Origin of the sequence: Nocardia vermiculata NBRC 100427 (assembly GCF_001613265.1) — a bacterium.
Taxonomy (GTDB): domain Bacteria; phylum Actinomycetota; class Actinomycetes; order Mycobacteriales; family Mycobacteriaceae; genus Nocardia; species Nocardia vermiculata.
The window spans coordinates 217065-243038 of the sequence record NZ_BDCA01000002.1 but is presented as its reverse complement, the minus strand read 5'-3'; the positions used below and the strand labels follow the sequence as shown (position 1 = coordinate 243038).

General features: G+C 65.6%; 22 protein-coding genes. 9 read left to right on the top strand and 13 right to left on the bottom strand.

Going from position 1 to position 25974, the window contains the following annotated elements; translation table 11 throughout:
• Window positions 1-27 precede the first annotated feature (27 nt).
• Genes NV2_RS04790 through NV2_RS30650 form a run of 5 tightly spaced genes read left to right on the top strand, consistent with a single transcriptional unit; the run spans window position 28 to window position 5769 of the window.
• Window positions 28-804: an IclR family transcriptional regulator gene (locus NV2_RS04790; protein WP_067870348.1), complete on the top strand. Its 777-nt coding sequence runs from the start codon at window positions 28-30 to the stop codon at window positions 802-804.
• Entirely contained in the window at window positions 801-2006 is a 1206-nt protein-coding gene (locus NV2_RS04785) for a CaiB/BaiF CoA transferase family protein (protein ID WP_067869882.1), read from the top strand. The genes NV2_RS04790 and NV2_RS04785 overlap by 4 nt, the downstream gene beginning before the upstream one ends.
• The gene (locus NV2_RS04780; RefSeq protein WP_067869879.1) at window positions 2003-2845 is read left to right on the top strand and encodes a citryl-CoA lyase; all 843 of its coding nucleotides are present in this window, start codon (window positions 2003-2005) and stop codon (window positions 2843-2845) included. The genes NV2_RS04785 and NV2_RS04780 overlap by 4 nt, the downstream gene beginning before the upstream one ends.
• Window positions 2842-5439, top strand: a complete 2598-nt coding sequence (locus NV2_RS04775) for an aconitate hydratase (protein ID WP_157102746.1) — start codon at window positions 2842-2844, stop codon at window positions 5437-5439. Before NV2_RS04780 ends, NV2_RS04775 begins: the two co-directional genes overlap by 4 nt.
• A gap of 30 nt (window positions 5440-5469) precedes the next feature.
• Entirely contained in the window at window positions 5470-5769 is a 300-nt protein-coding gene (locus NV2_RS30650; RefSeq protein WP_084473882.1) for a hypothetical protein, read from the top strand.
• Window positions 5770-5803: 34 nt separating this feature from the next.
• Here the strand turns inward: NV2_RS30650 and NV2_RS04770 are convergent, their stop codons facing one another.
• The 6 genes from NV2_RS04770 to NV2_RS04745 all read right to left on the bottom strand — a co-directional run bounded on the left by NV2_RS04770 (window position 5804) and on the right by NV2_RS04745 (window position 11037).
• Window positions 5804-6802 carry a ketoacyl-ACP synthase III family protein gene (locus NV2_RS04770; RefSeq protein WP_067869876.1) on the bottom strand — a complete coding sequence of 333 codons (999 nt, stop codon included), beginning with the start codon at window positions 6800-6802 and terminating at the stop codon, window positions 5804-5806.
• A 3-nt stretch (window positions 6803-6805) separates the two neighbouring features.
• Window positions 6806-7090 carry an acyl carrier protein gene (locus tag NV2_RS04765; protein WP_067869873.1) on the bottom strand — a complete coding sequence of 95 codons (285 nt, stop codon included), beginning with the start codon at window positions 7088-7090 and terminating at the stop codon, window positions 6806-6808.
• A gap of 13 nt (window positions 7091-7103) precedes the next feature.
• Window positions 7104-8009 carry an acyl-ACP desaturase gene (locus tag NV2_RS04760; protein ID WP_210748823.1) on the bottom strand — a complete coding sequence of 302 codons (906 nt, stop codon included), beginning with the start codon at window positions 8007-8009 and terminating at the stop codon, window positions 7104-7106.
• A gap of 4 nt (window positions 8010-8013) precedes the next feature.
• Window positions 8014-9708, bottom strand: a complete 1695-nt coding sequence (locus tag NV2_RS04755) for an AMP-binding protein (protein ID WP_084473881.1) — start codon at window positions 9706-9708, stop codon at window positions 8014-8016.
• A 574-nt stretch (window positions 9709-10282) separates the two neighbouring features.
• Complete coding sequence (locus NV2_RS04750) at window positions 10283-10501, bottom strand: hypothetical protein (protein WP_067869867.1); 219 nt, start codon at window positions 10499-10501, stop codon at window positions 10283-10285.
• A complete protein-coding gene (locus NV2_RS04745) occupies window positions 10498-11037 on the bottom strand; it encodes a DUF5994 family protein (RefSeq protein WP_067870344.1) in 540 nt (179 codons plus the stop codon). Before NV2_RS04745 ends, NV2_RS04750 begins: the two co-directional genes overlap by 4 nt.
• Window positions 11038-11254: 217 nt before the next feature.
• Between NV2_RS04745 and NV2_RS32800 the strand changes: the two genes are divergently transcribed.
• Window positions 11255-11758: a winged helix DNA-binding protein gene (locus NV2_RS32800; RefSeq protein WP_067869865.1), complete on the top strand. Its 504-nt coding sequence runs from the start codon at window positions 11255-11257 to the stop codon at window positions 11756-11758.
• 44 nt (window positions 11759-11802) lie between these two features.
• Here NV2_RS32800 and NV2_RS04735 read toward each other — a convergent pair whose 3' ends face one another.
• The 7 genes from NV2_RS04735 to NV2_RS04705 form a co-directional block, all read right to left on the bottom strand.
• Window positions 11803-14154: an arylsulfatase gene (locus NV2_RS04735; RefSeq protein WP_067869862.1), complete on the bottom strand. Its 2352-nt coding sequence runs from the start codon at window positions 14152-14154 to the stop codon at window positions 11803-11805.
• Window positions 14155-14439: 285 nt separating this feature from the next.
• Window positions 14440-15285, bottom strand: a complete 846-nt coding sequence (locus tag NV2_RS04730) for an HpcH/HpaI aldolase/citrate lyase family protein (RefSeq protein WP_067869859.1) — start codon at window positions 15283-15285, stop codon at window positions 14440-14442.
• Window positions 15282-16445 (bottom strand): acyl-CoA dehydrogenase family protein, encoded by a 1164-nt coding sequence (locus tag NV2_RS04725; protein ID WP_067869856.1) that lies wholly within the window; start codon window positions 16443-16445, stop codon window positions 15282-15284. The genes NV2_RS04730 and NV2_RS04725 overlap by 4 nt, the downstream gene beginning before the upstream one ends.
• A gap of 16 nt (window positions 16446-16461) precedes the next feature.
• Window positions 16462-17835, bottom strand: a complete 1374-nt coding sequence (locus tag NV2_RS04720; RefSeq protein WP_067869853.1) for an MmgE/PrpD family protein — start codon at window positions 17833-17835, stop codon at window positions 16462-16464.
• The gene (locus NV2_RS04715) at window positions 17832-19049 is read right to left on the bottom strand and encodes a CaiB/BaiF CoA transferase family protein (protein WP_067869850.1); all 1218 of its coding nucleotides are present in this window, start codon (window positions 19047-19049) and stop codon (window positions 17832-17834) included. The genes NV2_RS04720 and NV2_RS04715 overlap by 4 nt, the downstream gene beginning before the upstream one ends.
• Window positions 19046-19600 carry a MaoC family dehydratase gene (locus tag NV2_RS04710; RefSeq protein WP_067869847.1) on the bottom strand — a complete coding sequence of 185 codons (555 nt, stop codon included), beginning with the start codon at window positions 19598-19600 and terminating at the stop codon, window positions 19046-19048. Before NV2_RS04710 ends, NV2_RS04715 begins: the two co-directional genes overlap by 4 nt.
• Window positions 19601-19771: 171 nt before the next feature.
• Window positions 19772-20506: a FadR/GntR family transcriptional regulator gene (locus tag NV2_RS04705; protein ID WP_067869844.1), complete on the bottom strand. Its 735-nt coding sequence runs from the start codon at window positions 20504-20506 to the stop codon at window positions 19772-19774.
• Window positions 20507-20829: 323 nt separating this feature from the next.
• Between NV2_RS04705 and NV2_RS04700 the strand changes: the two genes are divergently transcribed.
• The 3 genes from NV2_RS04700 to NV2_RS04690 are packed head-to-tail and all read left to right on the top strand — an operon-like array spanning window position 20830 to window position 25972.
• Complete coding sequence (locus NV2_RS04700) at window positions 20830-22911, top strand: hydantoinase/oxoprolinase family protein (RefSeq protein ID WP_067869841.1); 2082 nt, start codon at window positions 20830-20832, stop codon at window positions 22909-22911.
• A complete protein-coding gene (locus NV2_RS04695; RefSeq protein ID WP_084473880.1) occupies window positions 22908-24725 on the top strand; it encodes a hydantoinase B/oxoprolinase family protein in 1818 nt (605 codons plus the stop codon). The genes NV2_RS04700 and NV2_RS04695 overlap by 4 nt, the downstream gene beginning before the upstream one ends.
• Window positions 24671-25972, top strand: coding sequence for an amidase (locus NV2_RS04690; RefSeq protein WP_245662443.1), 1302 nt, complete (start codon window positions 24671-24673; stop codon window positions 25970-25972). The genes NV2_RS04695 and NV2_RS04690 overlap by 55 nt, the downstream gene beginning before the upstream one ends.
• Window positions 25973-25974: the final 2 nt, after the last annotated feature.

Genomic DNA, 25974 nt, shown 5'->3' with positions numbered 1-25974 from the left:
AACCGCCTAGTGGTCTATAGTGGCGGTATGGCTGATATTGGGACCGCACCCTCGCGGGCTGACGGTGGTGTGCGAAGCATCGCGCGCGCCGTCGAGGTATTGGAACTATTCGACGAACGCCATCCGACCCGCCAGCTCCGCGAAATCGTCGCATCGACCGGGCTGCCCAAGACCACTGTTGTGCGCCTGTTGGCCACCCTCGAATCGTTGGGGTTGATCATCGGCGGAGGTGACTCCACCTACGGCCCCGGTCCCGGGTTTCTGCGCTGGGTCAAGCTGGCCGATTCGCTGTGGGAGGTGGGTGAGGAAACGACGAAGTGCATGCAGGAGGTGGTGGACACGTCCGGCGAAACGGTCAACATCTATATCCGCCAGGGCTCGAGCCGCGTGGCAGTCGCACAGATCGAAGGCACAGCAACAGTTCGTAGCGTGGTGGAAGTCGGCGTGCCGTATCCGCTGTCCACCGGGGCTTCGGCGAAGATCCTGCTGCTCGACGCGCCCGAAACGGTCTTGCGTGAAGTTGCCGCACACCAACCGGGTTTGAGCTACGAGCAGCTGAAACCGCAAGTCGATACGATCCGCGAGGTCGGCTACTCCGTCTCGCACGGTGAACGCGAGTTCGGGGCGTCCGCTGTTGCGGCGCCGATCGTGGGGTCCGACGGTCGGGTGATCGCGGCGGTATCGGTCAGTGGCCCCACGTCACGGTTCACCGCCGACCGGGTCGGGCGATACGTCGACACCGTCACCGCGGCGGCTCGCGCGATCAGTGTCAACGGCCTCGGCCCGGTGGAGGTGTTTCTGTGACGACAGATCTGCTGCGGGGCGTACGCGTGCTGGATTTGACCAACGTGCTGGCCGGCCCGTTCGCCGGCTATCAGCTCGCCCTCATGGGCGCCGACGTCGTGAAAATCGAAACCCCGGAAACCGGAGATCTGGCGCGCCAACTCGGCGCAGACCCGGAACTGTCCGCCCAGGGGCTCGGAGTATCGTTCCTGGCTCAGAACGCCGGTAAGAGGTCGATCACCATCAATCTCAAGACCGTCGGTGGCGCCGATGTTTTCGCTCAGCTCGTCGCTGCCTCGGACGTCCTGGTGGAGAACTTCCGTCCCGGTGTGCTCGAACGGCTCGGGTTCGGTTGGGATCGACTACGGCAAATCAATCCGGGCCTGATCTATTGCGCCGTCTCCGGTTTCGGCGCAACCGGTCCGATGCAGGCCAGGCCCGCCTATGACCAGGTGATTCAGGGACTATCGGGGATCATGAGCGTCACCGGCACCAAAGAGACCGCACCCCTGCGGGTCGGCTATCCGGTCTGTGACAGCTTCGGCGGACTGTCTGCCGCGTTCGCGATTGCTGCCGCTCTGGTACGTCAGCGCCGCACAGGGCAGGGCGCCTACCTCGACACCTCCATGCTCGACGCGGCACTGACCTCGATGGGCTGGGTCGTTTCCGATCACCTGATCGCCGGCCGAGACCCCGAGCCGATGGCAAACGAGAACATCACTTCCGCTCCATCGGGAACATTCGACACCGCCGAGGGCGCACTCAATATCGCGGCCAACAAACAAGAGCAGTACGAAACCCTGTGTCGAGTGCTCGGGCGGGCAGAGCTGATCGACGACCCACGTTTCCTCCGCCGCGAAGACCGAAAACTCAATCGGGAAGAGCTGCGGGCAGAACTGGAGCGCTCGTTGAAGGAGAAAACCGCTGCGGAGTGGGACGAGATATTGCTCGACACCGGGGTGCCGGCGGCTCCGGTGGCATCTGTTCCCCAGGCCCTTGCTTCCGCGCAGATCGAGCATCGCCGCCTCATCACGGCGGTGCCGTCTCCCACCGAGGATGGGCGCGAATACCGGGTACTCGGATCGCCGACGCGAGTCGACGGCGAGGCAGTACCACCACGTAGTCGCCCCCCGCAGCTCGGCGAACACACTGTCGCCATCCTCACCGAACTGGGATACGGCAGTACCGACATCGCCCGGCTTCAGCAGGAAGGTGCGATATGAGCACAGCACGACGGGAAGCAGTGCGTGAGACCACGGCCGATGACGTGGCCGATTGGTGGTCCACCGACATATCCGACATCGAGCCCGGAGTCATTCGCCTGCGCGGCTACCCCATCGAAGACTTGATCGGTGGTGCCGGGCTCGTTCGAACCATCTGGATGATGGTGCGCGGCGAGCTACCGACGAATGAACAGGCGAGCCTGCTGGAAAAGGCGCTTGTTGCCGCGGTGGACCATGGCCCGCAGGCACCGTCGATCGCGGCCGCCCGCATGGCTGCGACCTGTGGAGTGGGACTCCAGGGCGCGATGTCCACGGGTGTGGGAATGCTCGGCGACGTGCACGGTGGAGCTGGGCAGCAATGCATGCAGCTCCTGGTCGCGATCGAGGCTGCCTCCGAAAGTAGCGACATTGTCGGAGCAGTCGGTGCGTCACTGAGTGAATTCCGTCGTACCGGCCGGCACGTACCGGGATTCGGACACCGTTTTCATCCGCGTGATCCGCGGCGTGATCCGCTATTACATGCTGTCGCGGATCAGGCTGCACGTGGTCTTGTCAGCGGACGGTACCTCGCCGTTGCCGAGGAGCTGGAACGTCAACTGGCCGCACGGTGCTCCAGACCGGTCCCGTTGAATATCGACGGCGCCACGGCTGTTGTCTACAGCGAGTTGGGATTCCCGCCGGAACTGGGTCGGGGACTATTCGTGCTGTCTCGATCGGTCGGAATTCTCGCGCATTCCTGGGAAGAGTCGCAGTCCGGCCGCCGGATCAAGGGCCCGATCCCGCCGCCCCTACTCCCGACCTACCGAGGGCACCCCGAGCGCGAGGTGCCGCGCCGGTGATCGCAGATACCTTCGATGCGGTGCGGGCGTTGCCGGACGGTCGCACCTACTTCAGCCTCGCGGCCGCTGAACAGGCGGGCGCGGGACCGCTGAGGCAGCTTCCGTACGTGACCCGTGTTCTCGTGGAAAATGTTCTGCGGCACGAGAATGGCCGCACCGCTACTGCCGACCATGTGCGGGCCTTGGCAGTGCGTGACGCCTCGGTCTCGGTGCCCTTCTTCCCCCAGCGAGTACTCCTGCAGGACGCGTCCGGCATCCCGGTCCTTGCCGACATGGTCACCTTGGCCGAACGTGCGGTAGAACTCGGCCGTGACGCCGATTCGGTCGCTCCGCGGCGACGCATGGACCTTGTCGTGGACCACGCACTCGAGTTGGACTCGTGGTCGACCCCCACAGCGGCGACGGCCAATCTCGAACGTGAATACGAGCGCCATGCTGAGCGCTACCGATTCCTGCGATGGGCGCAGCGCCGATTTTCGCACCTGCGCGTCATCCCGCCGGGCACGGGAATCTGTCATCAACTGAATCTCGAGACTCTGGCCGACGTCGTCACCGGTACGCCGCTGGCGGGTTTCGATTCTGTCGTGGGTACGGACAGCCACACGACGATGATCAATGGGCTGTCTGTAGCGGGTTGGGGAGTGGGCGGAATCGAGGCGACCGCGGCTGCGCTGGGAGAACCGATCCTGCTCCAAGTACCGCAGGTCATCGGGGTCCGGCTCACCGGGACACCCAAACCCGGTGTGCTCGCCGCCGATGTCGCCCTGACCCTCACAGCTTTGCTTCGCGACTACGGCGTTGTGCAGCGCATCGTCGAGTTCCACGGGCCGGCGCTGTCGATCCTGTCGGTGCCCGACCGAGCAACAATCGCGAACATGGCTCCCGAGTACGGCGCAACCATGGGGTATTTTCCGCCCGATGCCCGCACACTCGACTACCTGGCCGGGACCGCCCGTCCGCACCGGCCGGCAGCAGCGTATCTGTCGGCCCAGGGGATGCTCGACGGTGACGAGCCCGAGTACGACGACCTCATCGAGTTCGACCTCGACACGGTCGAACGCGTTGTCGCCGGTCCCAGCCGCCCCCACCAAGTCCGGCCGATATCGACCCTCGGGAGCGTAGACGGTGCGGTTGACGTCGGTGGGCCGGTCGACGGCGCGGTAGTGATCGCTTCCATCACCAGCTGCACCAACACATCCAATCCGCGCGCTATCACGGCTGCCGGACTGCTCGCCCGAAACGCGTCTGCACGGGGCTTGGCTCCGGCTCCATGGACGAAGACCTCGTTCACCCCAGGCTCGCACTCGACTGCTGAACTACTGAGTGCCAGTGGACTGCAGAGCCACCTCGACGCGTTCGGCTTCCATATCGCTGGGTTCGGGTGCGGGACTTGCATGGGCAACTCCGGGCCGCTTCCCACCGAGATCGCCCATCAAATCCGCGGTCGCAACATACGTGTATCGGCCGTGTTGTCGGGCAACAGGAATTTTCCCGGCCGGATCCACCCCGATGTCGTCGACGCCTACCTGGTATCCCCGCCGCTGGTGGTCGCTTTCGCGATTGCCGGCCGAACCACGATCGATCTGGACGCCGAACCTCTCGGTAGGGGAACGGACGGCGAACCGGTGATGCTGAGCGATATATGGCCCAGCGAGCACGATATCGATTGCGCCATCGAATCGGCAGACAGCCCTCCACACACGGCGACAGCTCGTCGGCGACAGGCGCAACGGCTCTGGGAAGATATTGCGTTTCCAGATGGCGACCGCTATGTGTGGCAGCCCGAAACCGGCATGATCAGGCGTCCGCCGTTTTCCGATTCTTCGTTGTGCCAACCGATCGTCGCCGGCGATATCCTCGCTGCTCGCCCCCTGCTGATTCTCGGTGATGACATCACCACCGACCATATCTCGCCGGTGTCGCGCATCCTGCCGGCATCGGCAGCGGGAGCGTGGCTGCTCCGAGGTGGAATCACCGCGGGAGAGCTCGGGAGTTACAGCTCGCGACGGCTGAATCATGACGTCATGCTGCGCGGAGGCTTCGCCAACCCCCGGCTGCGCAACAAACTGGCCGACCGGGACGGCGGATGGACGCGGCTTCTACCCGACGGGCCAGTGATGGCGGTACACGACGCAGCGGCACAATATCAGCGCCGGAACATTCCCGCGGTCGTTGTGGCCGGTCGATCATACGGAGCCGGTTCGGCGCGTGATTGGGCAGCCAAAGTCACGCGTTTGCTCGGAATCCGAGCCGTGATCGCCGCCAGTTTCGAGCGCATCCACCGGACCAACCTTGCCGCCATGGGAATCTTGCCGATCCAATGCGAGGGTCTGCACGAAGTCGAAGCAGACCAATACGACATTATCGGAATTGATCCGGAACGAATACGAAACGCCGAGCTGACGATCGTAGCGCGTTTTCGCGGGAAAATCGTACACACCGCGAGTGCCCGCACGCGGATCGATTCCCAAACGGAGTCCGAATGGTTACGGGCGGGGGGAGTGCTGCCTCGAATTCTGGAAACACTCGATGAAGGCGGGAAGAGGCATCAGGAATCTGCAAATGTGTCGGATACCATAATCTCCGAGTGGTGAAATCCGATCTTATCGGATAACGTTTCGTATGTGCAGTTCATGGTGATTACAGAGCGTTTCAGTAACCGATTCGACGAATCCGAATTTGCGGCCGTAATTCCGGATGAAACCCAGGCGGTGCGCAGGCTGTACAGTAATGGGGTCGTACGGGCAATCTGGTTGCGTGGAGATACTCGCGGAGCCTGTTTTATTCTCGAAGCCGAATCTCTCAGCGTGGCGGAGTCTATCGTTGCGACATTTCCGTTGACGCAGAAGGAGATGTCGGAATTTCGCGTCATTCCGCTGCAACCGTATGGTGGCTTCGGACCGGATCAGCCCGCTCGACCGTAGGGCTACTCGTGGGGCTTGTTTTCGGCGTTCTCGCCTACGGCGTGGATTGTACGAGCATCGCGGTGGTGTTGAAGCCCATGCCGATGCTCACGAGCAGTGCGTACGCTCCGGGGGTGATCGGTCGCCGGTCCTGCAGATGCGACACGTTCGCCAGGAGGTCTCCCGCACCCAGATGTCCGGTCTCTCCGGTCAAGGTGATCGGTCGCGGTAGTCCCGGCGGCAATGCGGGATAGTAGACCCGCCGCAGCAGCGTTCGGCCGAGTCTGCTGAAGACGACCAGCTCGATGCGTGGATCGTCGGGAGCCAGTCCGGCGGCAGCGAGGACATCGGTGACCGCCTCGGTGACGGCCGCGCGCATGACCGGCACGGCGCGTGGGTTCAGCGACTTGCTCTCGGAAGTGTCGCGGATCGGATTGTCCGGCGCGAAGGCGGCGAAGAACTGCAATTCGGTATCGGGCCGGCCGGCCGAGGCGATCGCCCGCACGGTCAGCGGACGCGGTTCGCGGTCGAGGATCATGGCGGTGGCTCCGTCGCCGAGCAGGATGCCGCGCGAACCGCGCTCCACCCATCGGGTCTGCGCAGTGTCGTCGAAGATGTCGGCCGTGGCCACCAGCGCACAGCGGTAGCGACCGGAGTTCACCATGTCGGCGGCGATCTCGGTACCGATCGATCCGCCGCCCGACATCTGTTGAACGCCCATCGTGACGGCCCGGTGCGCCCCGAGCAGACGTGCGACGCGGCTGTGCGGAGCCGGCACTTCGCTGCCCTGATGATGCGTCCAGGCGTAGATCACCAGATCGATGTCGATGGGCCGGTACCCGCTGTGCCGGACCGCCAGCGCCGCCGCGGGCACGGCGAGAGTCGTAATCGGGTCATCTCCACGGCCTACGGCGACCTGTAGGTAGTCCTCGGCATCGCAGACAGCTGCGTCGTCCTCGGACAGTCCGCAGCTGCGCGCGGTCTCGCGGCCGTCGGGGAGGACGGTCACCGCGGCCGCGATGCCCACCGACGCGGCCCGGGGCGGAGTGGACATGCGTTACTCCGACTGTCCGGCGACCGGATTGTGCCCTCGCACAGCGTCGACGACCGCCGCCAGGTCGCCGACGGTGACTGCCGCGAACACTTGTTCATCGTCGAGTGTGATGTCGAGCCGGTCTTCGATTCGGGTGATCAGGCGCATGAACTTGACCGACTCGATTTCCGGCAGATCAACGATCACCTGGTCGAGTTCGACGGTAGTCCGCAACTCCTGGGACAGGAGCTGCCGGACGACCTCGGCGGTGCTCGATTCGGCGTGGGTTTCGGGACTGGGGTGGGGCATGAGCGATCCTCGGTTAGTTCGACTGGAAGCGGCGGGAGACCAATTCGAGCCGGCGTATGTACCGTCCGATGCGGTCCTGCGCGGCCCGGCCGTCCGGCCCCAGGCCGGTGCGATCGAGCAGTGACAAGTGGCGCGCGAACGGGACGACGACAGCGTCGTGATGCACTCCGGCGCTGTAGATTCCGGCGAGTGAGAGTTGTTTCGCCATGCTCGCGAAGCCTTCCACCCCGTGCCCCGGCATGCGGAAATCGGCGAGTACCTCGGCGATGGCGACCATCGCGGAGTCGGCATCGCGCTCCAATGCCTGCTCGAGCAGATTCCGGAAGAAGATCATGTGCAGGTTCTCGTCCATGGCGAGCCGGGACATCATGGCCTCGCACCGTGCGTCGCCGCTGACCGCCCCGGTATTTCGGTGTACCACCCGGGTCGTCCATTCCTGCAGCGTGGAATACGCGAGCATGTGCAGAACGCCCTGGTAATCCTGGTCGTATCCGGTCGACATCTGTGCCATGCGGGCGCGTTCCAGCTGCACCGGGTCCACTGCTCGCGTGGTGTGCAGGTAATCGCGAAGCACAGTGGAATGACGTGCCTCCTCGGCGCTCCACCGGTGGACCCATTCGCGCCACGCCCCGGTACCGCCGTAGGTGTGCAGCATCACGTGGTAGTAGCTCGGCAGATTGTCTTCGGTGAGCACACTCAGCACCAGTGCTGCCCGAACAGGCTCGGTCAGTGTGCTTTGCTCCGGGGACCAGCCACGGCCTCCCAGCGGCCCGTCGAAGTCGGTGCCCTTGCTCCAGGGAACGTATTGGTGGGGAAACCATTCGCGGCCGTACTCGATATGCCGATGCAGATTGTCCGCGACGGCCGACTCCAGGTCGGCCGCGATCGCCATCTCGGAGCGGGTGATTTCGGCGGTCACGGCGCTATCCTCGATTCTGTTGCCGGGCAAGGCGCGTCGCGGCGGCCAAGCGTTGCCATTTGCCGCTGGTCGATCTGGTCAGTGACCCTGGCGGCACGACATGCACACGGACCGCGGCCAGGTCCAGTTCGGTGGTGACGTGCTTACGAACAAGCGTGGCCAGGTCATCGTGTGAACTGGAAGGCTCCTCGGATTCCACTATCACGCCCAGACACTCGTGAGAACCGCCGGCCGAATCGTGGTCGATATCGGCGAAGGCGACGGCATGGCCGCGGTACACACCCGGTACACGCCGGGCCACGTATTCGGCATCGGTCGGAAAGTAGTTGCGGCCGTGCACGATAACCATCTCCTTGCGCCGGCCTCCAACGTACAATTCGCCATCGACGAGAAAACCGAGATCCCCCGTTTTCAGCCGGCCGTCCTCGAAGAGCTCCGCGGTCGCCGCCGGATTGCGGTGGTATCCGGCCGTGACAGCCTCACCCGCGATCTGTATCTCGCCCAAGTGCCCTTCGGCGCATTCCTCTCCGAACTCACCAGCGATTCGCAGGTGCATGCCGGGTACCGGCCGACCCACACGGACCAGTCCGGTAGCTGCCGGGGCGCCCGGAGACACCCGCCGGACCGTGCCGTCTTCGGCCAGGCGGTCGCGGTCGACCCATAGGGTTTCCGGCTCGGAACCGACAGTGGGAAAGGTGATCGCCAGCGTGGCCTCCGCCATTCCGTAGACGGGATACATCACCGACGGTGCCACACCGCGGCCGCCGAACGCGTCGGTGAACCGGGCGACGGTATGCGGCGAGATCACCTCGCCACCATTGAAAGCGAGACGCCAGCGCGAGAGATCGAGGTCGGCCATCGCCTCGGTTCTCGTCTCGGCCGCCTCGATCATGAGGTCGTAGCCGAAATTCGGCCCGGTGGTGATGGTGCCGCCGGTTTCGGCGAGCATGCTCAGGAAGCGTTCGGGTCTGCGCACGAATGTGCGGGGCGCGGTCGAGACCGTCGGGCAGCCGTTCAGCAGGCTGGTCAGCAGGCCGAACAGGCCCATATCGTGGTACAGGGGCGTCCATTGCACCCATACGTCGTCGAGCGTCAGGTCCGCCCCCGATGCGATGGCAGCGAGGCCCGTGAGGATATTGCGGTGGGTCAATGTCACTCCTCGCGGAGCCGTGGTGCTCCCCGAGGTGTATTGGATGGCGGCCAGGTCGTCGGCGTCGATGCGGGGCAGGGTGCCGTGGTCCGGGCTCGCCTGCGTGATGGGGAGGATACTTAGCCGGGGGCAGCGCCGACGCAGTTCCTCGGCGACAGCGGCATATGTGTCGGCGGCGACCACCGCTCGCATGTCCGACGCTCCGACCAGATGCTCCAGTCGAGCGGCCTGTTCGTTGCGATCGGGAGCGGTGATGGGGAGCACCGCGGCCACCGCGCCGGCGCGCACGATGCCGAACCACGCGACGAGGAACGCGGCGGAGGCCGGTGCGGCGATCCCGACGACATCTCCCGGACCGATTCCCGCACGCAGCAACCCGCGTGCGAAATACGAGGACCCGTCATCCAATCGGGCGAGAGTGAGACGACGGCCGTCATGGCCGCCGTCGGGAAAATCGACCGTGGTGTCGCGCAAGGTGTGGTGGGCGGTGAGCTCGGTCAACGCCGAACCGAGACTCTGCGCCGATAAGAGGCCTGAAGCGGTGTCCATGAAAGGGTCCTCGTCGAGACAGTGATGGCAGAGACCCGGACCAGCAAGCTCAGCAAACGGCTGGTACCGGTTCTGTCTGCGCGGAGTCTAGGGCGGGTGTGCAGCTACTCCCGCTGTCGAGAAGGTTGACGCGGCAACCTACCGGCGGTTGCCGCGTCCACGACCTGTCGAGCCCCGCCACGCATCCGGTCCAGGAGTTTGTGCAAGCTGCCCTCGCGAACTACAGCCCGACGTCGAGCAAAGGCGTGAGTGTTGCCAGTAGCCGGAATGTGCGGCCGCAGGCAACCATCGACCGAGGCGATCATGGACAGGCGTATTCAGTGGCCGTGCTTGTCGGTATCGGTCACACTCCTGGGGGAGTGGTGCACGGTGGCGAGGAGGGCCCTGCGGGTGAACGAATTACATGATCGCCGCCGCTGTCTCGAACCGTCGGTGGCGGCCGCATGGTTCGTACTGGGGAGCGTCCCGGGCGAATTGCCGTGGCTGGCCGCGCAATGGCTCGTCGACGGTCCGCTGGATGGGCGGACCCCGTTTTTCGACGTGGTCGCGGCGAGGGGAGAGGCGTTCGGCGGGTTCACTCGAGTCGGTCCCGCCAGCTGGGATGGGTGCGGATATGCCGCGAGCCGCCGGCGTTCTCGTTCCGGTCGAGACTGGTTGCGGTGGCTGCGGAGTCGGACGGTTCGGACAGTGTCCGCCCGGCCGGTAAGTGTGCGCTGCGCCAGCGTCGTTCGACCACAGCCATCGCGGTGGCGCCGATCGCGATACCGATGATCAACACGACAAGTGTGATCATCGAGTATCCCCGTGGGACGCGTGGTCGAGCAGGGACCCGCGTTCGGAATTCCAGCGGTGCTCCGCTGCCGCACGGTCGGTGCGGGCGCCTCGTTCTTCCGGGCTGATCATCAATAGCTCGTCCACGGTGGAGGTGTCGCTGTCGGTCGATGCGGAGGTCAACGCGGCGAAGGCCTCGGAAGCATCGGTGTACGGCGGAACTACCAGCAGGACCAGCCGCCGGTCGCCGGCGTTGAGCAGTTCGATCGTATTGACGGTGCCGCCGGGGTGCCCTTCGAGCCGGATGCTCCTCCCATCGATGACAACCTCGCCGGGGGCGCTCGCCCATTCACCGAGCCGGTACGTGACGCGGCGAACCGAGCCGAGCCGGCCTTCGGCAATCTCGAGCAGCGCCGGAAGTTCTACAGCCAGGTCGTTTTCACGTGGCCACCACGCGCCGTCGACGTAGCCGGTCTTCTCCGAGTCGGGCTTGAGTCGCAGGCGTACTGCCATGTCGCCGGACGACTCGGTACGGGTGCGTTCGGTATGTCGCGTCATGATCGACGCTCCTGCCTCGGCCGCGAGTCGGCCGAATTGTGCGAATCGGTCAACGATGCGGCGTCTATTCGGTCGCATGCGGTGTGTCGCCGATACAACCAGCCTACGCGGGGTGGTCGCCGGGCGGCCGCGAAGCGTTGCGGTCCACAGTGGACATGCCCCATCAGTCCACTCGGGTGTCGATGGCCAGTTCTTCCCACTCGTCGATCGAGGCGAGTTGGTCGCGCAGTTTGGTGCGGATGCGGGTGACGGCTTCGGGGCCGAGGGGGAGGCGCAGGGGTGGCCGGGGAGAGTCGACTACGGCGAGGATGGCCGCGGCGGCCTTGTCGGGGTCGTTGGGTTGGTTTCCGTGCTGCTTCGGGAAGCGGGCTCGCAGGTCGCCGCCGGGGGTTCCGTGGTGGTGAGCACCCGGATCAAACGTCTGACGGAGACGGATCTCATCGAGAACGACGGTGCCGCGGCCGACGCACGAAGCAGGCCGATTCGTGCCACCCCGGCCGGTCACGAACTGTGGGCGAATGCCACGGCGGAGCGTACCCATCGGGAAGCAGCCCTGGTGCGCGCCGCTCTTCCCGGCGATGCCCTGGACGACGTCAACGACCGTCTCGCCGGGCTACTCGCCACCGTGGAACGTGATCTGGGAACCGGACCCCGACACGACGTGCCGAGGAGGGACACGGTCCTGCGCGACGTTCCCGGACAGACGTCGTCGGGCGCGTGAATACGGCGCGGCGAGTACAGTGCTCGCATCCGCCTACTGCCGGTTCAATCGCGTGAGAATGCCGCGGCGGCAGCCATTTCCAGGTCCAGGTACGGCTTGCCGGTGACGTCCTCGATGAGTTGGTGGATGGTGCCGCCGGTGAAGGGGAACGGTGCGGGGTAGCGGCGAGAGACCCCGTGCCCGGTGTCGCGGCCCACTCGGACACCTTCCCCGACGCCGGAGAAGACCGTGGGCTGGATGCGCATACTGTCGATCGAGCCGACCGGTTCCTCGTCGATGTAGAGGACCGCTGCGCCGGTGGGGGTGAAGTTGTCGGCGCGGGTGCCCTGTCGTTCGAAACGTAGCCCGAGAATGTGATCGCCCACCGGCACCGGGCGGTCGGACACGATGAGCTGTTCTTCCTCGCCCAGGAAGTTGTAGATGTAGTGCAGGTGCGAATCCCGGACGAACAGGGTGTGCCCGCCGAGCTGCCCACCATGGGCGAACAACACTCCTTCCGCATCCGGGTGCTCGATCGTGGTCTCGGCGAGCAGGGCGAAGGAGCGACCGCGGATCTCGAGTGCCGCGCCCGGCCCGACCTCGGCGCTGTCCGGGTAGTAGATCGCCGAATCGCGGGCCTTCCCGTAGGTCGGCCTGTCACGCAGCATGGCCGAGACGATATCGAGGTCGTAGAGCGGTAGCCCGCCGTATTTCTCGGCTTCGGCGAACCACAGCTGCTTCAGTTCCTCCAGCTTGTCGGGGTTTATTTGCGCCAAGTCGTTGATCTGGCTGCGGTCGTGGTCCAGGTGGAACAGTTCCCAGCGGTCGGAATCGAAATGTCCCCAGCCGGACGGACAGGCCGCGTGCACGGCGTCGGCGAACCAGCCGCGATGCCAGATACCGCGCGTGCCCAGCATCGAATAGAACTGGGTGTGTTTGCCGGAGTCGGCATTCGGATCGTCGAGTACCGCTCGGAAGCTGATTCCCTCCAGTGGACGCTGCCTGACGTTTTTCACCGTCTCGGGCGCTGTGGTGCCGAGCAGCTCGTACACGGTCGGGGTGATATCGCAGACGTTGATGTACTGGTGGCGCAGCTCGCCCCGCGCCGCGATTCCGGCGGGCCACGACATCAGGCAGGCGTCGGCAATTCCGCCCTCATGTGAGGCGTAGCGTTTGTACAGCTTGTACGGAGTATTGAAGGCCATGGCCCAGCCGAGGCTGTAGTGGTTGTAGGTGCTGGGTGAGCCGAGTTCGTCGAGTTTCGTCAGGCTGTCCTCGATCGTATCGATGTAGCCGTTGAAGAATTTCATCTCGTTGACCGACCCGTTCGGCCCGCCTTCGCCGCTGGCACCGTTATCGGACAGGGCGACGATAATCGTATTGTCGAGTTGCCCGCTCTCCTCGAGATAGTCGAGCAGCCTTCCGACCTGGGCATCGGTGTAGGACAGATATCCCGCGAATACCTCCGCTTGCCGGCGGAACAGTCGCTTCTCGTCCTCGGACAGTGAATCCCAGGCCCGCACCGTGTCCTGGGCCGGCCAGGGTTGCCCCTGGGCGCCGGTGACTTCGGCGTAGGGGTTCATCGGCGACAACTCGGTGTCCTCGGGAATCAGGCCCAGCCGCTTCTGATTCTCCAGGGCGATTTCGCGGTATTTCTCGTAGCCCATATCGAAGCGTCCGCGATATTTGTCGGCCCACTCCCGGGCCACGTGGTGCGGTGCGTGACCGCATCCCGGGCACAGGTACAGGAACCACGGTTTGTCCGGCGCGATGACCTTGCTGTCCCGAATGAATTCGATCGACCTGTCGGCCAGGTCCTGCGACAGGTGATATCCGTCCTCCGGCGAACCGGGGGGCGGGACGGGGTGATTGTCGTAGACCAGATTCGGATACCACTGGTCGGCCTCGCCGCCGAGGAATCCGTAGAACCGCTCGAATCCGCGTCCCAGCGGCCAGTGCCGTTTCGAGGACGCCAGATTTTCCTCCTCCAACGGCGTCAAATGCCATTTGCCCACCGCGTAGGTATTCCAGCCCTGCTCACCGAGTACCTCCGAGCACAAGGCCGTGTCGTCGGGGATCCGCCCGCACATGCTGGGGAATCCGTCGGTGAACTCCTCGATGGTCGCCATGCCGATCGAGGTCGGATTCCGGCCGGTCAACAGCGACCCGCGGGTCGGCGAGCACAGCGCCGTGGTGTGGAACTGGGTGAATTGCACGCCCATATCGGCGATGCGCTTCATACTGGGCATCTCGACCAGACCGCCGTAGCAGTCCCAGGTCGCTATTCCGATGTCGTCCCACACCAGGTACAGCACATTGGGCGCGCCACGCGGAGCAGCCGGCTCCGCGTAGGGCGCCCAGTCTGCAACGGAATCTCGGATGTCGAGCGCGATATGTCCTTCGAACTTCTTGGCCATCGTCCACCTCGGGAGCGGAAAAGTTCTCGGTCCGCCGTCGATTCATCGGCACCCACGGCATACGTCCAGCGCAGCAGGAAATGGTTGGCGGCGTCGGTGCCGAAACGATCGCTCCCAGCTCGGCGGTGCGCTGAAAGCCGCAATCACGCAGCGGAGGGTGGGATGGCCGGGTAGGTCCACAGTCCGGTCGATCGACACCTTCCTCGAAGTAACAGAATACCGACCAGAACGTGCCTGCAGGCAGCCTTTGCGAAGTTCAGTGCTCGGCCGCGCAATGGGGTCGGCTCAGCTCGCGGAAACGTCCGCCGCTGCCGCGCGTTCGACGATCGCGCGGGACTGTCTGGCTACCGCCTCGTCGATGAGGAAACCGTGGGCATCGAGTGCGACACCGGAATCGGCACGGTCCAAGGCGGCGAGGACGGCACGGGCCGCACGTACTTCCTCGGGGTCCGGGGTGAAGACTTCGCGCACCGGAGCCAGCTGGGCGGGATGGATACAGACTCGTCCGGCGAAGCCGTGCTCGGCGAGGCGCCGGGTGTCGGCCCGGAAGGTATCCAGGTCCCGGAAGTTCCGTGACACCGCGGCCGGGGGAGGGGCGATGCCGGCGGCGACGCTCGCGGCGACGATGCGGCTGCGGGCGAACAGCAGTGTGGTGTCGTCGCGTTCGGCGGCCACGCCCAGCTCGCTCGCCAGATCGACCTCACCCAGCTGCAGGAAGCTCATGCGGGGTGCGCGGGCGATGGGCAGGGCGTCGAAAACGCCCGCAGCGGTTTCGATCAGCGCCGAGACTTCGGCGTCGGGACAAGCCGAGTGGGTGAGGAGCCGGTCGGCGCGTTCGACGTCGGCGGCCGAATCCACCTTGGGCAACCAGATGCCTGTCAGCCGTGGGTGGGCCACCGCGCGAATATCGCTGTCCTGCAAAGCCCCCGGATTCACCCGCACCCACACCTGCACTCGCCCGGGATCGGTTGCCGCGATCCAGCCGGCCACTGCGGTGCGGGCCTCGTCCTTGCGGTTCAGCGCGACGGCATCCTCGAGGTCGAGCACGATGGCGTCGGCGCCCGAGGTGAGCGCCTTGTCGAACCGCTGCGGGACGTCACCGGGGACATAGAGGTAGGTCAGCGGCCTCACCCGACAACTCCGGTGCCGGCCACCAGTGCCTTGGCGATGATGGTGCGCATGATGTCGTTGGTGCCCTCACCGATCGCCATCAGCGGTGCGTCCCGGTAGAGCCGTTCGACGACGAATTCGGTGGAGTATCCGTAGCCGCCGTGGATGCGCATGGATTCCAGGCTGGCGTTGATCGCGGTCTCGGAGGCGAAGTACTTCGCCATTCCGGCCTCCATATCCACCCGCTTACCCGAATCGGCCTGGGACGCCGCCCAATACGTCATCAGCCGGGCCGCCTGCAGCTGGGTTGCGATATCGGCGATCTTGAGCTGGATGGCCTGGAAGTCCGCGATCGGCTGCCCGAAAGCGGTGCGCTCCTTGGCGTAGGCCAGTGCCGCGTCGTAGGCGGCCTGCGCGATCCCGACGCTGCGTCCGGCGATATTGAGCCGGCCGATCTCCAGCCCGGACAACGCCTGCTGCAGTCCCCGGCCCTCGACACCACCGAGTAGTGCATCCACGGGCACCCGCACGTCGTTCAGCAGGATCTCGCAGGATTCGGTGCCCTTGTATCCGAGCTTGCCGAGATCGCGCTGCACCTCGAAACCGTCGGTGGTGGTGTCCACCAGCAGGATGCTCATGCCCTTGTGTGCCGGCGTCGCGGTGGGATCGGTTTTCACCAGCACCGGAAGCACATTCGCGTGCCGCGCGTTGGTGATCCAGGTCTTGGCGCCGTTGATCACGTAGTGGTCGCCGTCGCGCCGGGCAGTGGTCCGGATACCTTGCAGATCGGTACCCGCACCCGGTTCGGTGAGCCCGATACCGGTGCGCCACTCGCCACTGGCCAGCTTCGGCAGCAGCTGCTGCCTCTGTTCGGGGGTGCCGTGCTTGTTGATCATCCAGCACGACAGATTGTGGCTGCCGACGATGCCGGCGATACCCATCCAGCCGCGGGCCAGCTCCTCGTAGACGAGCGTGAACGACACCTTGTCCAGATCGATGCCGCCGTATTCCTCGGGGGTGGTGATGCCGAACAGGCCCATCGCCTTCATGTGGTCGACGATCTCGGTGGGGTAGCGGCCGCTGCGTTCCCATTCCCCGGCCACCGGGACGATCTCCTTGTCGACGAAGTGGCGCAGGGCATTCCGGAAATCGAGCTGTTGTTCGTTGAAGGTGAAATCCACGGTGACTCCTGGAACGTCAGTTGGGGACGGGGGCGATCGTCGCGGCCAGGTCGAGGATCGCGGACAGGTCCGGCTCGTCGGCGAGCGCGAGGATCCGGTCCGCGAGTTCACCGGCCCGGTCGTGACTCGCGCAGTTGGCAAGGAATTTGGCGCGCAGTTGTGCGTCGTCGAGTGGGAAGGCGCTGGTGCCGCGGCTGCCCGCGACGTGACCGTGCAGGGTGCGGCCGTCGTCGAGAGTGATGACGGCACGACCGGGAGCCGAGGCCGCCGGACCGTCGGTCGCGGCTTCCACGACACGTACCCGGCGCGCGGTGGCCAGCACGGCCGCGCGGGCGATGGAGTCGGGTGTGTAGGTCGAGATGTCGACCGTGCCGTCGTGGAGCAGCGCCGCCACACTCCAGGGCAGATCGAATTTGCCGTCGTAGGTGCTGCGGGGCGCGGCGACTCCCGCATTCGGCCCGCACACGATGGGCAGGGAATCCGGGTGCACCCGGACCTCGATGTCGGCGACGTGCGCGGGGTCAATGCCCGCCTCGGGTACGGCGGCGGCGACGGCATCCAGCGTGACGTGCATGAGCTGACAGCTGGGATAGGGCTTGATACCGATATTCGTTGCTTCCCACCGGGTTCCGAGCTCGGCGACGATGGCTGCAGGATCGGCTTCGCGGGCCGACAGGGCCGCGTAGAGTCCCCGCCTGCCCTCGAGTACCGACGGTGGTCCGTCGGCTCCGGCGGCGGCCAGCCGCGCGGCGAGAATGCCGTTGAGGGTGGCGGTACCGGGATGCAGAGCCTTGGTGTCGGCATCGGTATCGAGGAATTCCAGCAGCCCGCCACCGGCCGAACCGGCGATGCCGAGGGCATCGACCAGCTCACGGGTCGTGAGCCCGGTCAGGCGACCGGTGACCAGTGCGGCGGCGAGCGGGCCGACCACGCCGGTGGCGTGCAGACCGCGACTGTGGAAACCGTGCGGGCTGGCGAGGCCGAGTCGACAGGCCGCCTCGAGTCCGATCGCGGTGGCGGCCAGCACCTGTGTGCCGGTGGCCCGGGTCTGCTGTCCCACCGCGAATGCGGCGGGCAGTGTCACCGCGGTCGGGTGTACCAGCGCGCCGGCGTGGGTGTCGTCGAAATCCAGGGCATGCACCAGCACCGCCGTCGCCATGGCGGCGGCAGGTGCCGACTGGGCTCGCATGCCGGTCAGGGGCCGTGCTTCGGGCGGCCCGCCCAGCGCGTCGGCCACCTCGAACCCGGCGCGGCCGTAACCGAGCCGGCGGGCGGCGACAGCATTGCCGACTCCGTCGAGCAGGTGGCGGGCGGTCGCGTGCACGACCTCGGCGGGCAGCGCGTCGGCGACGAGATCATGTGCCCATTCGGCCAGCGTCTGCGAGATCATGCGCGGGACCGGTCGGCATCGGGACCGAAGGCGCCCTGTGCGGCGAGGTGAGCGATCGTCTCGTCGTCGTAGCCCAGTTCGGCACCGATGATCTCGTCGAAGTGCTCGTTGCGCTCGGGCGCACGGCGGTATTGCGGTGGGGTGGAACCGAAGCGGACCGGCGAGGCCACCTGCCGCAGTGTTCCGTACCGCGGATGCTCGGTCGCCACGACGAGGTCACGGGCGAGGGTGTGCGGTTCGGTGAGTGCCTGTGCCACATCGTTGATCGGACCCGAGGGCACTCCGGCCGGACGCAGCAGCGACAACCAGTGCCGCACCGGCTTGCCGGCGAAGATCTGCTCCAGCATCGGCAGCAGTTCGTCGCGATGCTCGCCGCGCAGCGCGAAAGTGGTGAATCGAGGATCGGTGCCCAGCTCGGGATGGCCGATCGCGACGACCAGCCGCTCCCAGAACTTCTCCTTCGCACAGCCCACCACCAGCCAGCCGTCGGAGGCCTCGAATGCCTGGAACGGCACCAGTGACGGATGGGCGGAGTTCTTGGTGCGCACGGGTTCGAAACCCGCGTTCAGATGCCAGGTGGCCGGATAGGTGAGCAGCGACATCGCGGTGTCGTACAGCGACACGTCGCAGTCACCGCCCACTCCGTCGCGCCGAGCGGCGTGCAGTCCGGACAGCAGGCTGAGCGCGGCGACGAATCCACCGGAGAAATCCACCAGGGACAGACCGGATTTGGTGGGCGGGCCGTCCGGGTCGCCGGTCAAGCTCATCCAACCCGCCAAGCCCTGCAGGATGTAGTCGTAACCGGGTTCGGTGGACCGTGGCCCGGTCATTCCGAATCCGGTCAGGCTGCAGCACACGATCTCCGGGTTGAGATGTTTCAGATCGTCGTAGGTGATACCGATTTTCGCGGGCACGTCGCCGCGCAGATTCGAGTACACGGCATCGCTGGTGCGGACCAGATCCTCGAATACCTTGCGGCCGGACGGATTCGACAGGTCCAGTGACAGACTGCGCTTGTTGCGGTTGAAGGTTTCGAAGAACAGCGAGTCCTCGCCCTCGGTGTAGGGCGGCACGTAGCGCCCGACATCGCCGCCGACGGCGGGGTCCTCGATCTTGATGACATCGGCGCCCAGGTCGGCCAGGTGGACGCTACCGAAGGGGCCGGCGCCGTATTGTTCCAGCGCGATGATGCGGACGTCTTCCAACGGTTTCATCGCTGCGTGTCCTCCGTGTCCGTGGCCGGCAGTTGGAGCGGGCCGTCCTTCGCCTCCGGGAAATAGTTCTGCCCGATGCCACTCTCGCGGGTCGCGACCATCACCGAGCGCTTCCACGAGATCACCTCGGTGCCTTCCTGGTTCAGCCCTCGGGTGATCATCGAGACGATGCCGGCGTAGGGGCGGGACTTCGACAGGCGCAGGCCGGTGCAGATGCTCTCCGCGTAGATCGTGTCGCCGACGTAGACCGGGTGCGACATCTTGATCTCGGTGAACTCCAGGTTCGAGATCGCGTTCTGGCTCATGTCGAGCACCGAAAGTCCCAGCACCACAGCGACTGTCAGGCCGGAGTTGACGATCACCTTGCCGTCGGTGATCGGGTTCTGTGCGGCGACGTGGGCGTTGAAATGGTTCTGGTTGGTATTCATCGACAGCACCGTGATCCAGGTGTTGTCCGCTTCGGAGATCGTCCGTCCGATGGGGTGTTGGTAGACGTCACCCAGGACGTAGTCCTCGAAGAAGTGTCCGAGAACAGCCTCATGCACTGCCACCGTATCTCCTCAGTTCGTTCAGCGAATGCGTGATTCGAACAATACATCAGACATTTAGAACGTCAAGGGGTGATATCGACGCAGTTCGCGGCTCAGTGCGGCGGATATTTCCGCACTGATCTCAGTAAAAAGCAGATGTTTTGGTGGTCGGCGGGGGGTGCCCGCGACAGCTCACTCGGTTCGCAGCCGGTCCATCCGGCGGTAGGAATCGCCCAGGTGGTCCAGGTGGCGGCGCATCAGATCGATGGCGGCCATCGAGTCGCCGGCCGCGACGACCTCCAGGATGGCCCGATGGTCGTGATCCACACAGTGCCAGAAGCCGCCGGGAGCGTGGTCGCGGCCGAAGCGAGTGGCCAGCACCCGGAACACCGGTGCGGTGATCAGCTCCAGTAGTGGATTGCCGGTGGCGCGCAGTAATACCAGGTGAAACTCCTGGTTCTTGGCGTAGGTGTCCGGGCCCTGGATGCCCTTCGGATCGAAGATCGCAGCCCGCAGTTCGTCCAGCTGTTCCTCGGTCCGGCGAAACGCCGCCATGCCGGCGGCCGGTACCTCCATCAGATTGCGCACCTCCATCAGCTGATCGACGGTGACGGCTTCGGCGGCGGCCATCAGTGCCACGCCGGTCTCCAGGTTGGCACTGATATGCCCGATGCTGGGTGAGGCCACGAAGCTGCCGCCGGTGACACCGCGGGTGGTGGTGATCAGATTCTGACTCGCCAGCGATCGCAACGCCTCACGGATCGTGCTGCGGCCCACGCCGAACTCGGCGGTCAGTTCGGTATCGTTCGGCAGGCGGGCGCCCTGTGGCAGTTCGCCCGACAGGATTCGGCTGCGCAACTGCTCGGCCAGAACCGCGTAGGCGGGTCCGGGTTTGCTGGGTGCGTCGCCTGTCGTCGCTTCGGTCACCGGCTTGGGTCCTTCTGTTCGAACGGGCTGGCTGTTGATCGCCGAGCCTAGCCTCACCCGGCCGACAGTACCGAGATGCTTCGGTCGCCGAGCCTAGGGTAAACATCCGTCAATTAGGGGCATTTTCGCCGTTCTTCTCAGGATACTTCTCGGCGTAACCCTGATTTTACCTACGAAACATCTGAGGTATTGCTTTCTATGGCGGTCTCAAGCACGATGGCTTCCATCACCTCGCGCGGTGGTCCCCCGACCTCGAGAGACGGCATTCCGCCTCGGTCGTCCCCTCCGCTCCCTCGTGGGCGCCGGAAGAATGGAAAATCTTGATGAAGAGAATTGGAGTCGACGTCGGCGGCACGTTCACCGACCTCGTGTTGTGGGACGACGACGGCAGCGTGGTCGTCCACAAAACCCCCTCGACGAATCACGACCCGTCGATCGGGACCATGGACGGTATCGAGGTGCTCGCCGCGCGGGCCGGGATCGACCCCGCCGATATCGAGATGTTCTTCCACGGCACCACGGTGGCCACCAATATCGTGCTCGAGCACAACGGCTGCGACGTCGGCATGATCACCACCGAAGGCTTCCGGGACCTGCTGCACATCGCGCGCAAGAAGCGGCCGCTCAACTATTCCAACTATCAGGATCTGCCGTGGCAGAAATGGCAGCTGGTGCCACGGCGCAACCGCCGGGTCGTGCCCGAGCGCATCGATGCCGCGGGCACCGTGCTGATTCCGCTGGACGAGACCGCCGTACGTGAGCAGGTCCGGCTGCTGCGCGCACGCGGCGTGGACGCCATCGCGGTCGCCTTCCTGCATTCGTACCGCAATGCCACGCACGAGAAGCGGGTCAAGGAGATCATCGCCGAGGAGTACCCGGAGGTGTTCGTCTCGCTGTCCAGTGAGGTCGCCCCGCAATACCGGGAGTACGAACGCTTCTCCACGGCCGCGCTGAACGCCTTCATCGGCCCGAAGACCTCCCGCTATATCGAGAACCTCGCGCAGAAGGCGCGCGCGGCGCAGGTCGGTGACGACGTCCACCTGATGACGTCGGCCGGTGGTCTGGTCACCTCGCGCAGTGCGAGCGAAACCCCCGTCTCGCTGCTCACCAGCGGTGTGGTGGCCGGTCTGCTGGGTGGCTGTGCCATCGGCAAGGCCTCGGGTTTCCCGAGCGTCATCACCCTCGACGTCGGCGGTACCTCCGCCGATATCGGCGTCGCGCCCGACGGCGCCCTGCGGATGAAACATCTGCTCGATACCCGCATCGGCGACTATCACGCCATGGTGCCGATGGCGGAGGTCGACACGATCGGCGCCGGCGGTGGTTCGATCGCCGTGGTCGACGAGGGCGGTATGTTCCGGGTCGGCCCGCGCAGTGCCGGTGCCGTGCCGGGCCCGGCCTGTTACGCCCGCGGCGGCACCGAGCCCACCTCGACCGACGCCATGGTGGCGATGGGCTGGTTGCGGGAGAACAGTTTCCTGTCCGGCACCATGGAGGTGCAGCCCGAACTCGCCCGCACCGCGATCGGTACCCATATCGCCGACAAGCTCGGCACCACCCTCGACGCGGCCGCGATGGGCATCTTCAAGATCCTGGCGCATTCGATGACCGAGGCGATCAGTTTGCACTCGGTGCGCAAAGGCTATGACCCGCGCGACTTCTCACTGATCGCCGAGGGCGGGGCCGGTCCGCTGTTCGCCTGGCAGATCGCCGACCAGCTCGGCATCCCACGGGTCATCGTGCCCGGCCACCCCGGCATCACCTCAGCGGTCGGCCTGCTCACCACCGATATCCGCTACGAGGTGCCGACCACGGTGTGGACCTCCTCCGCCGATCCGGATCTGCGCCTGCTGAACGAGCAGATGGATCGGCTCTCCGGGGCGGCCGTCGCCCAGCTCGAATCCGATGGTGTTGCGCCGGAAAATATTTCGCTCGAACGCAGTGTCGACTGCCGCTACGTCGGCCAGGGCTACGAACTGCGCGTGCCGGCGCCCGATGGCGAGATCGACGACGTCTGGGTGAAATCGGTGGCCGAGGCCTTCCATCAGGCGCACGGACGCACCTATTCGCAGCGCTTCGACGACAAGCCGGTGCAGCTGATCAATATTCGCGTCACCGGTGTCGGCGCCGTGCCGCATGTGCAGATCGCCGAGATCGGCACGGGGAGCGCCGATGCGTCGGCCGCAGTCAAGACGACCACTCGCGCACTGTTCTGGCGTGCGGACGAGACCGAGCCGGAGTGGGTCGACACTCCGGTCTACGAACGCTCACTGTTGCTGGCCGGCAACGAATTCGACGGACCGGCGATCGTCGAGCAGTTCGACTCCACCACCATCGTCGGCATGCATCAGCACGCCACCGTGGACGCCGTCGGCCACATCATCATCGAGAGGAAGTCCGCATGAGCAAGACGCTGATGCCCACGACCGGTGTATCGCTCGCGGGCGAATCCCACCGCACCTGGAACGACGTCCAGGTCGACCCGATCACGCTGCGCGTCATCGGCGGTGCGCTGCAATCGATGGCCAAGGAGATGGCGCAGGTCCTCTACCGGATGGCCTATTCCAGCCTGATCCGGGAGTCGGAAGATCTCGGCGCCGGCATCTTCGACGTGAACGGCCGCGAACTGTGCGAATCGGATTCCACTCCGATGCACTGTGGTTCGATTCCGGCCTACATTCGCGGAGTGAACCGCAGGCTGGCCGGCACCTACAAACCCGGCGATGTCATCCTGCACAATCACCCGTATCACGGTGCGGCGCATTCACCCGACTACGGCATCATCATCCCGATCTTCTGGGAAGGTGAGCACATCGGATTCGCCGGATGCACCGGTCACGTCTCCGATGTGGGCGGAAACTTCCCCGGACTGTGCATGGATGTCGTCGACGTCTGGGCCGAGGGCAAGCTCATGGACTCGATGAAGATCTACGAGGCCGGAGTACGCAACGACTACCTCATCCAGCACATTCTCGACAACGTGCGCACCCCCGAACAGAACCGCGGCGACCTCGAGGCATTGATCGCCTGCTCCCGTATCGGTGAGAAACGTTTCCTCGAACTACTCGGCAAGTACGGCCTCGACACCGTGATGAGTGCCGCCGAACGGTGGATGGACTACTCGGAGAACATGCTGCGCAGCCGGATTCGCGAGATCCCGGACGGCAGCTACGAGGCGCCGATCGGCTACCTCGACGACGACGGCAAGAATCGCGGGGTGCCGCTGAAGGTGGCGGTGCGGGTGCAGGTGGAGGGAGAGGACATCCTCATCGACCTCACCGGTTCCAACGATCAGGTGCCGACCGCGTTCAATGTGCCCTTCGAGGGATCGGTGCTGCCGGTAGCGGTCTCGGCGATCCGCACCATCCTGCTCGACGAGGAGGTGACCGAGGAGTTCGTTCCGCAGAACGACGGCTGCTTCCGGCCGGTGCGTGCCTACGCCCCCGAGGGCACCATCTTCAACCCGGATTTTCCGGCCTCGTGCTTCGCGCGCTTCTCGCAGGTGAACCGGGTGTTCGACTCGATCAATCTGGCGCTGGCACCGGTACTTCCGGCGCATGCGGTGGCGGGTTCGTCGGCGGCACTGTGCGCGATCGCGTACTCGGGTGTCGCACCCGACGGCGAATCCTATTGGGTGTACATCGAAATCAACGAGGGTTCCTACGGTGGCCGCAACGGCAAGGACGGGATGGACAGCGTCGACGCGCTGATGGCCAACACCCGCAACAATCCCATCGAGGAACTCGAACTCAATCACGCCATGCGCGCACTGCGCTACGAACTGCGTGATGAACCGCCGGCACCGGGACAGTGGCGCGGTGGCATCGGCAGCGTGCGTAAATGGTTGATGGAGACCGACACCTTCCTCGGTTCGGAGGCCGACAACCGGTCCGATCCACCGGCGGGTGCGCTCGGCGGTCGCGACGGCGTCGCGGGTTCGTTCACCCGCAACGCCGGCACCGATCGTGAGGAGGTGCTGTTCTCGAAGGTCACCCAGGAAACCATTCGCGCCGGTGAGACGCTCGAGATCAAGTTGCCGTCCGGTGGCGGTTTCGGCGACCCGTTCGTACGTGATCCGTTCCAGGTGCTCAGCGATGTGTGGGACGAATACCTCACCGCCGAGGATGCGCGCCGGGACTACGGTGTCGTGGTGAATACCGACGAGTGGACCGTCGACGACGCGGCTACCGCCGCACTGCGGGCCGGGAGTCGGTCCTGAACGAGCCCGGGGGCCGGGCGGCGGAGTTCCGCGGCCCGGCCCCGCGTCGGGGTGGCGACACCACCAACAGCATCGTGACCTGGATCGATCCGCCGGTCGGGTCCGGGGGCGACGGTCCGTTGCGCGGCCTGCGCATCGGGCTCAAGGACAATATCGACGTCGCCGGGGTGCCCACTACCTGCGGATCGGCGTTCTTCGCCGACCGGATTCCCGACGCCCATGCCGAGGTGGTGCGCCGCTCGAGCGATGCCGGTGCGCAACTGGTCGCGAAGCTGAATATGGCCGAATTCGCGGTCGGGGTCACCTCCGGCAACTCGGCGGCCGGGGCCGTCGTCAACCCGTGGGACCCGTCCCGGGTCCCGGGCGGTTCCAGCGGTGGATCGGGCGCCGCTGTGGCCGCGGGCCTGGTGACCGCTGCGCTGGGCACCGATACCGGCGGCTCGGTCCGGCTACCCGCCGCAGCCTGCGGCGTGACCGGATTGCGCCCGACCTGGGGTGCGATCAGCAATGCCGGTGTTTTCCCGGTCAGTGAATCGTTCGACACGGTGGGACCGATGGCACGCACGGTCGAACAGGTGGCCCGGATCTTCGAGGTCCTGCGGACCGGACCGGCACCGGCCGTCGCGCCGGTGCGGCGCATCGGGGTGCCGGAGGTCTTCGTCACCGACGATGTCGATCCCGCGGTCACTGCCGCTGTGCGCGCGGCCGCCGACCGGTGCGCCGACCTCGGCTACGAGGTGGTACCGGTGCGGATCCCGGGCGCCGAGCAGGCGCAGGACATCGTCTACACGTTGATCTACGCCGACCTCGCGCACTGCCATCGCGATCGAATACTCAACTCTCCCGAGGTGTTTCAGCCCGCCACCCTGGAACGCATTTCGCTGGGGCTACGGATCACCGAGGCCGAGCGCAGTGCGGTGCGGAACAGGCGCGCCGAGTTCCGGCGCGGTCTCGCCGACGTATTCGACCGGGTGGACGTGGTGCTCACGCCCACCATGCCGATCGATGTTCCGCCGGTGGACGGCGGGGCGGATGTCGTCGCGCAATCGCGGCGCATGGGGCAGTTCAGTTACCCCTGGTCGCTGCACGACGGCCCCACCCTCGCCCTACCGGTCGGGTTTCATCCCGGCTCGGGGATGCCGATCGGTGCCCAGCTCACCGCCGCCGCCCATCGAGAGGCGTTGCTCTTCGAGGTCGGACGGCGGTATCAGCAGGTGACGGACTGGCATTCGGCGCGGCCGAACTAGCC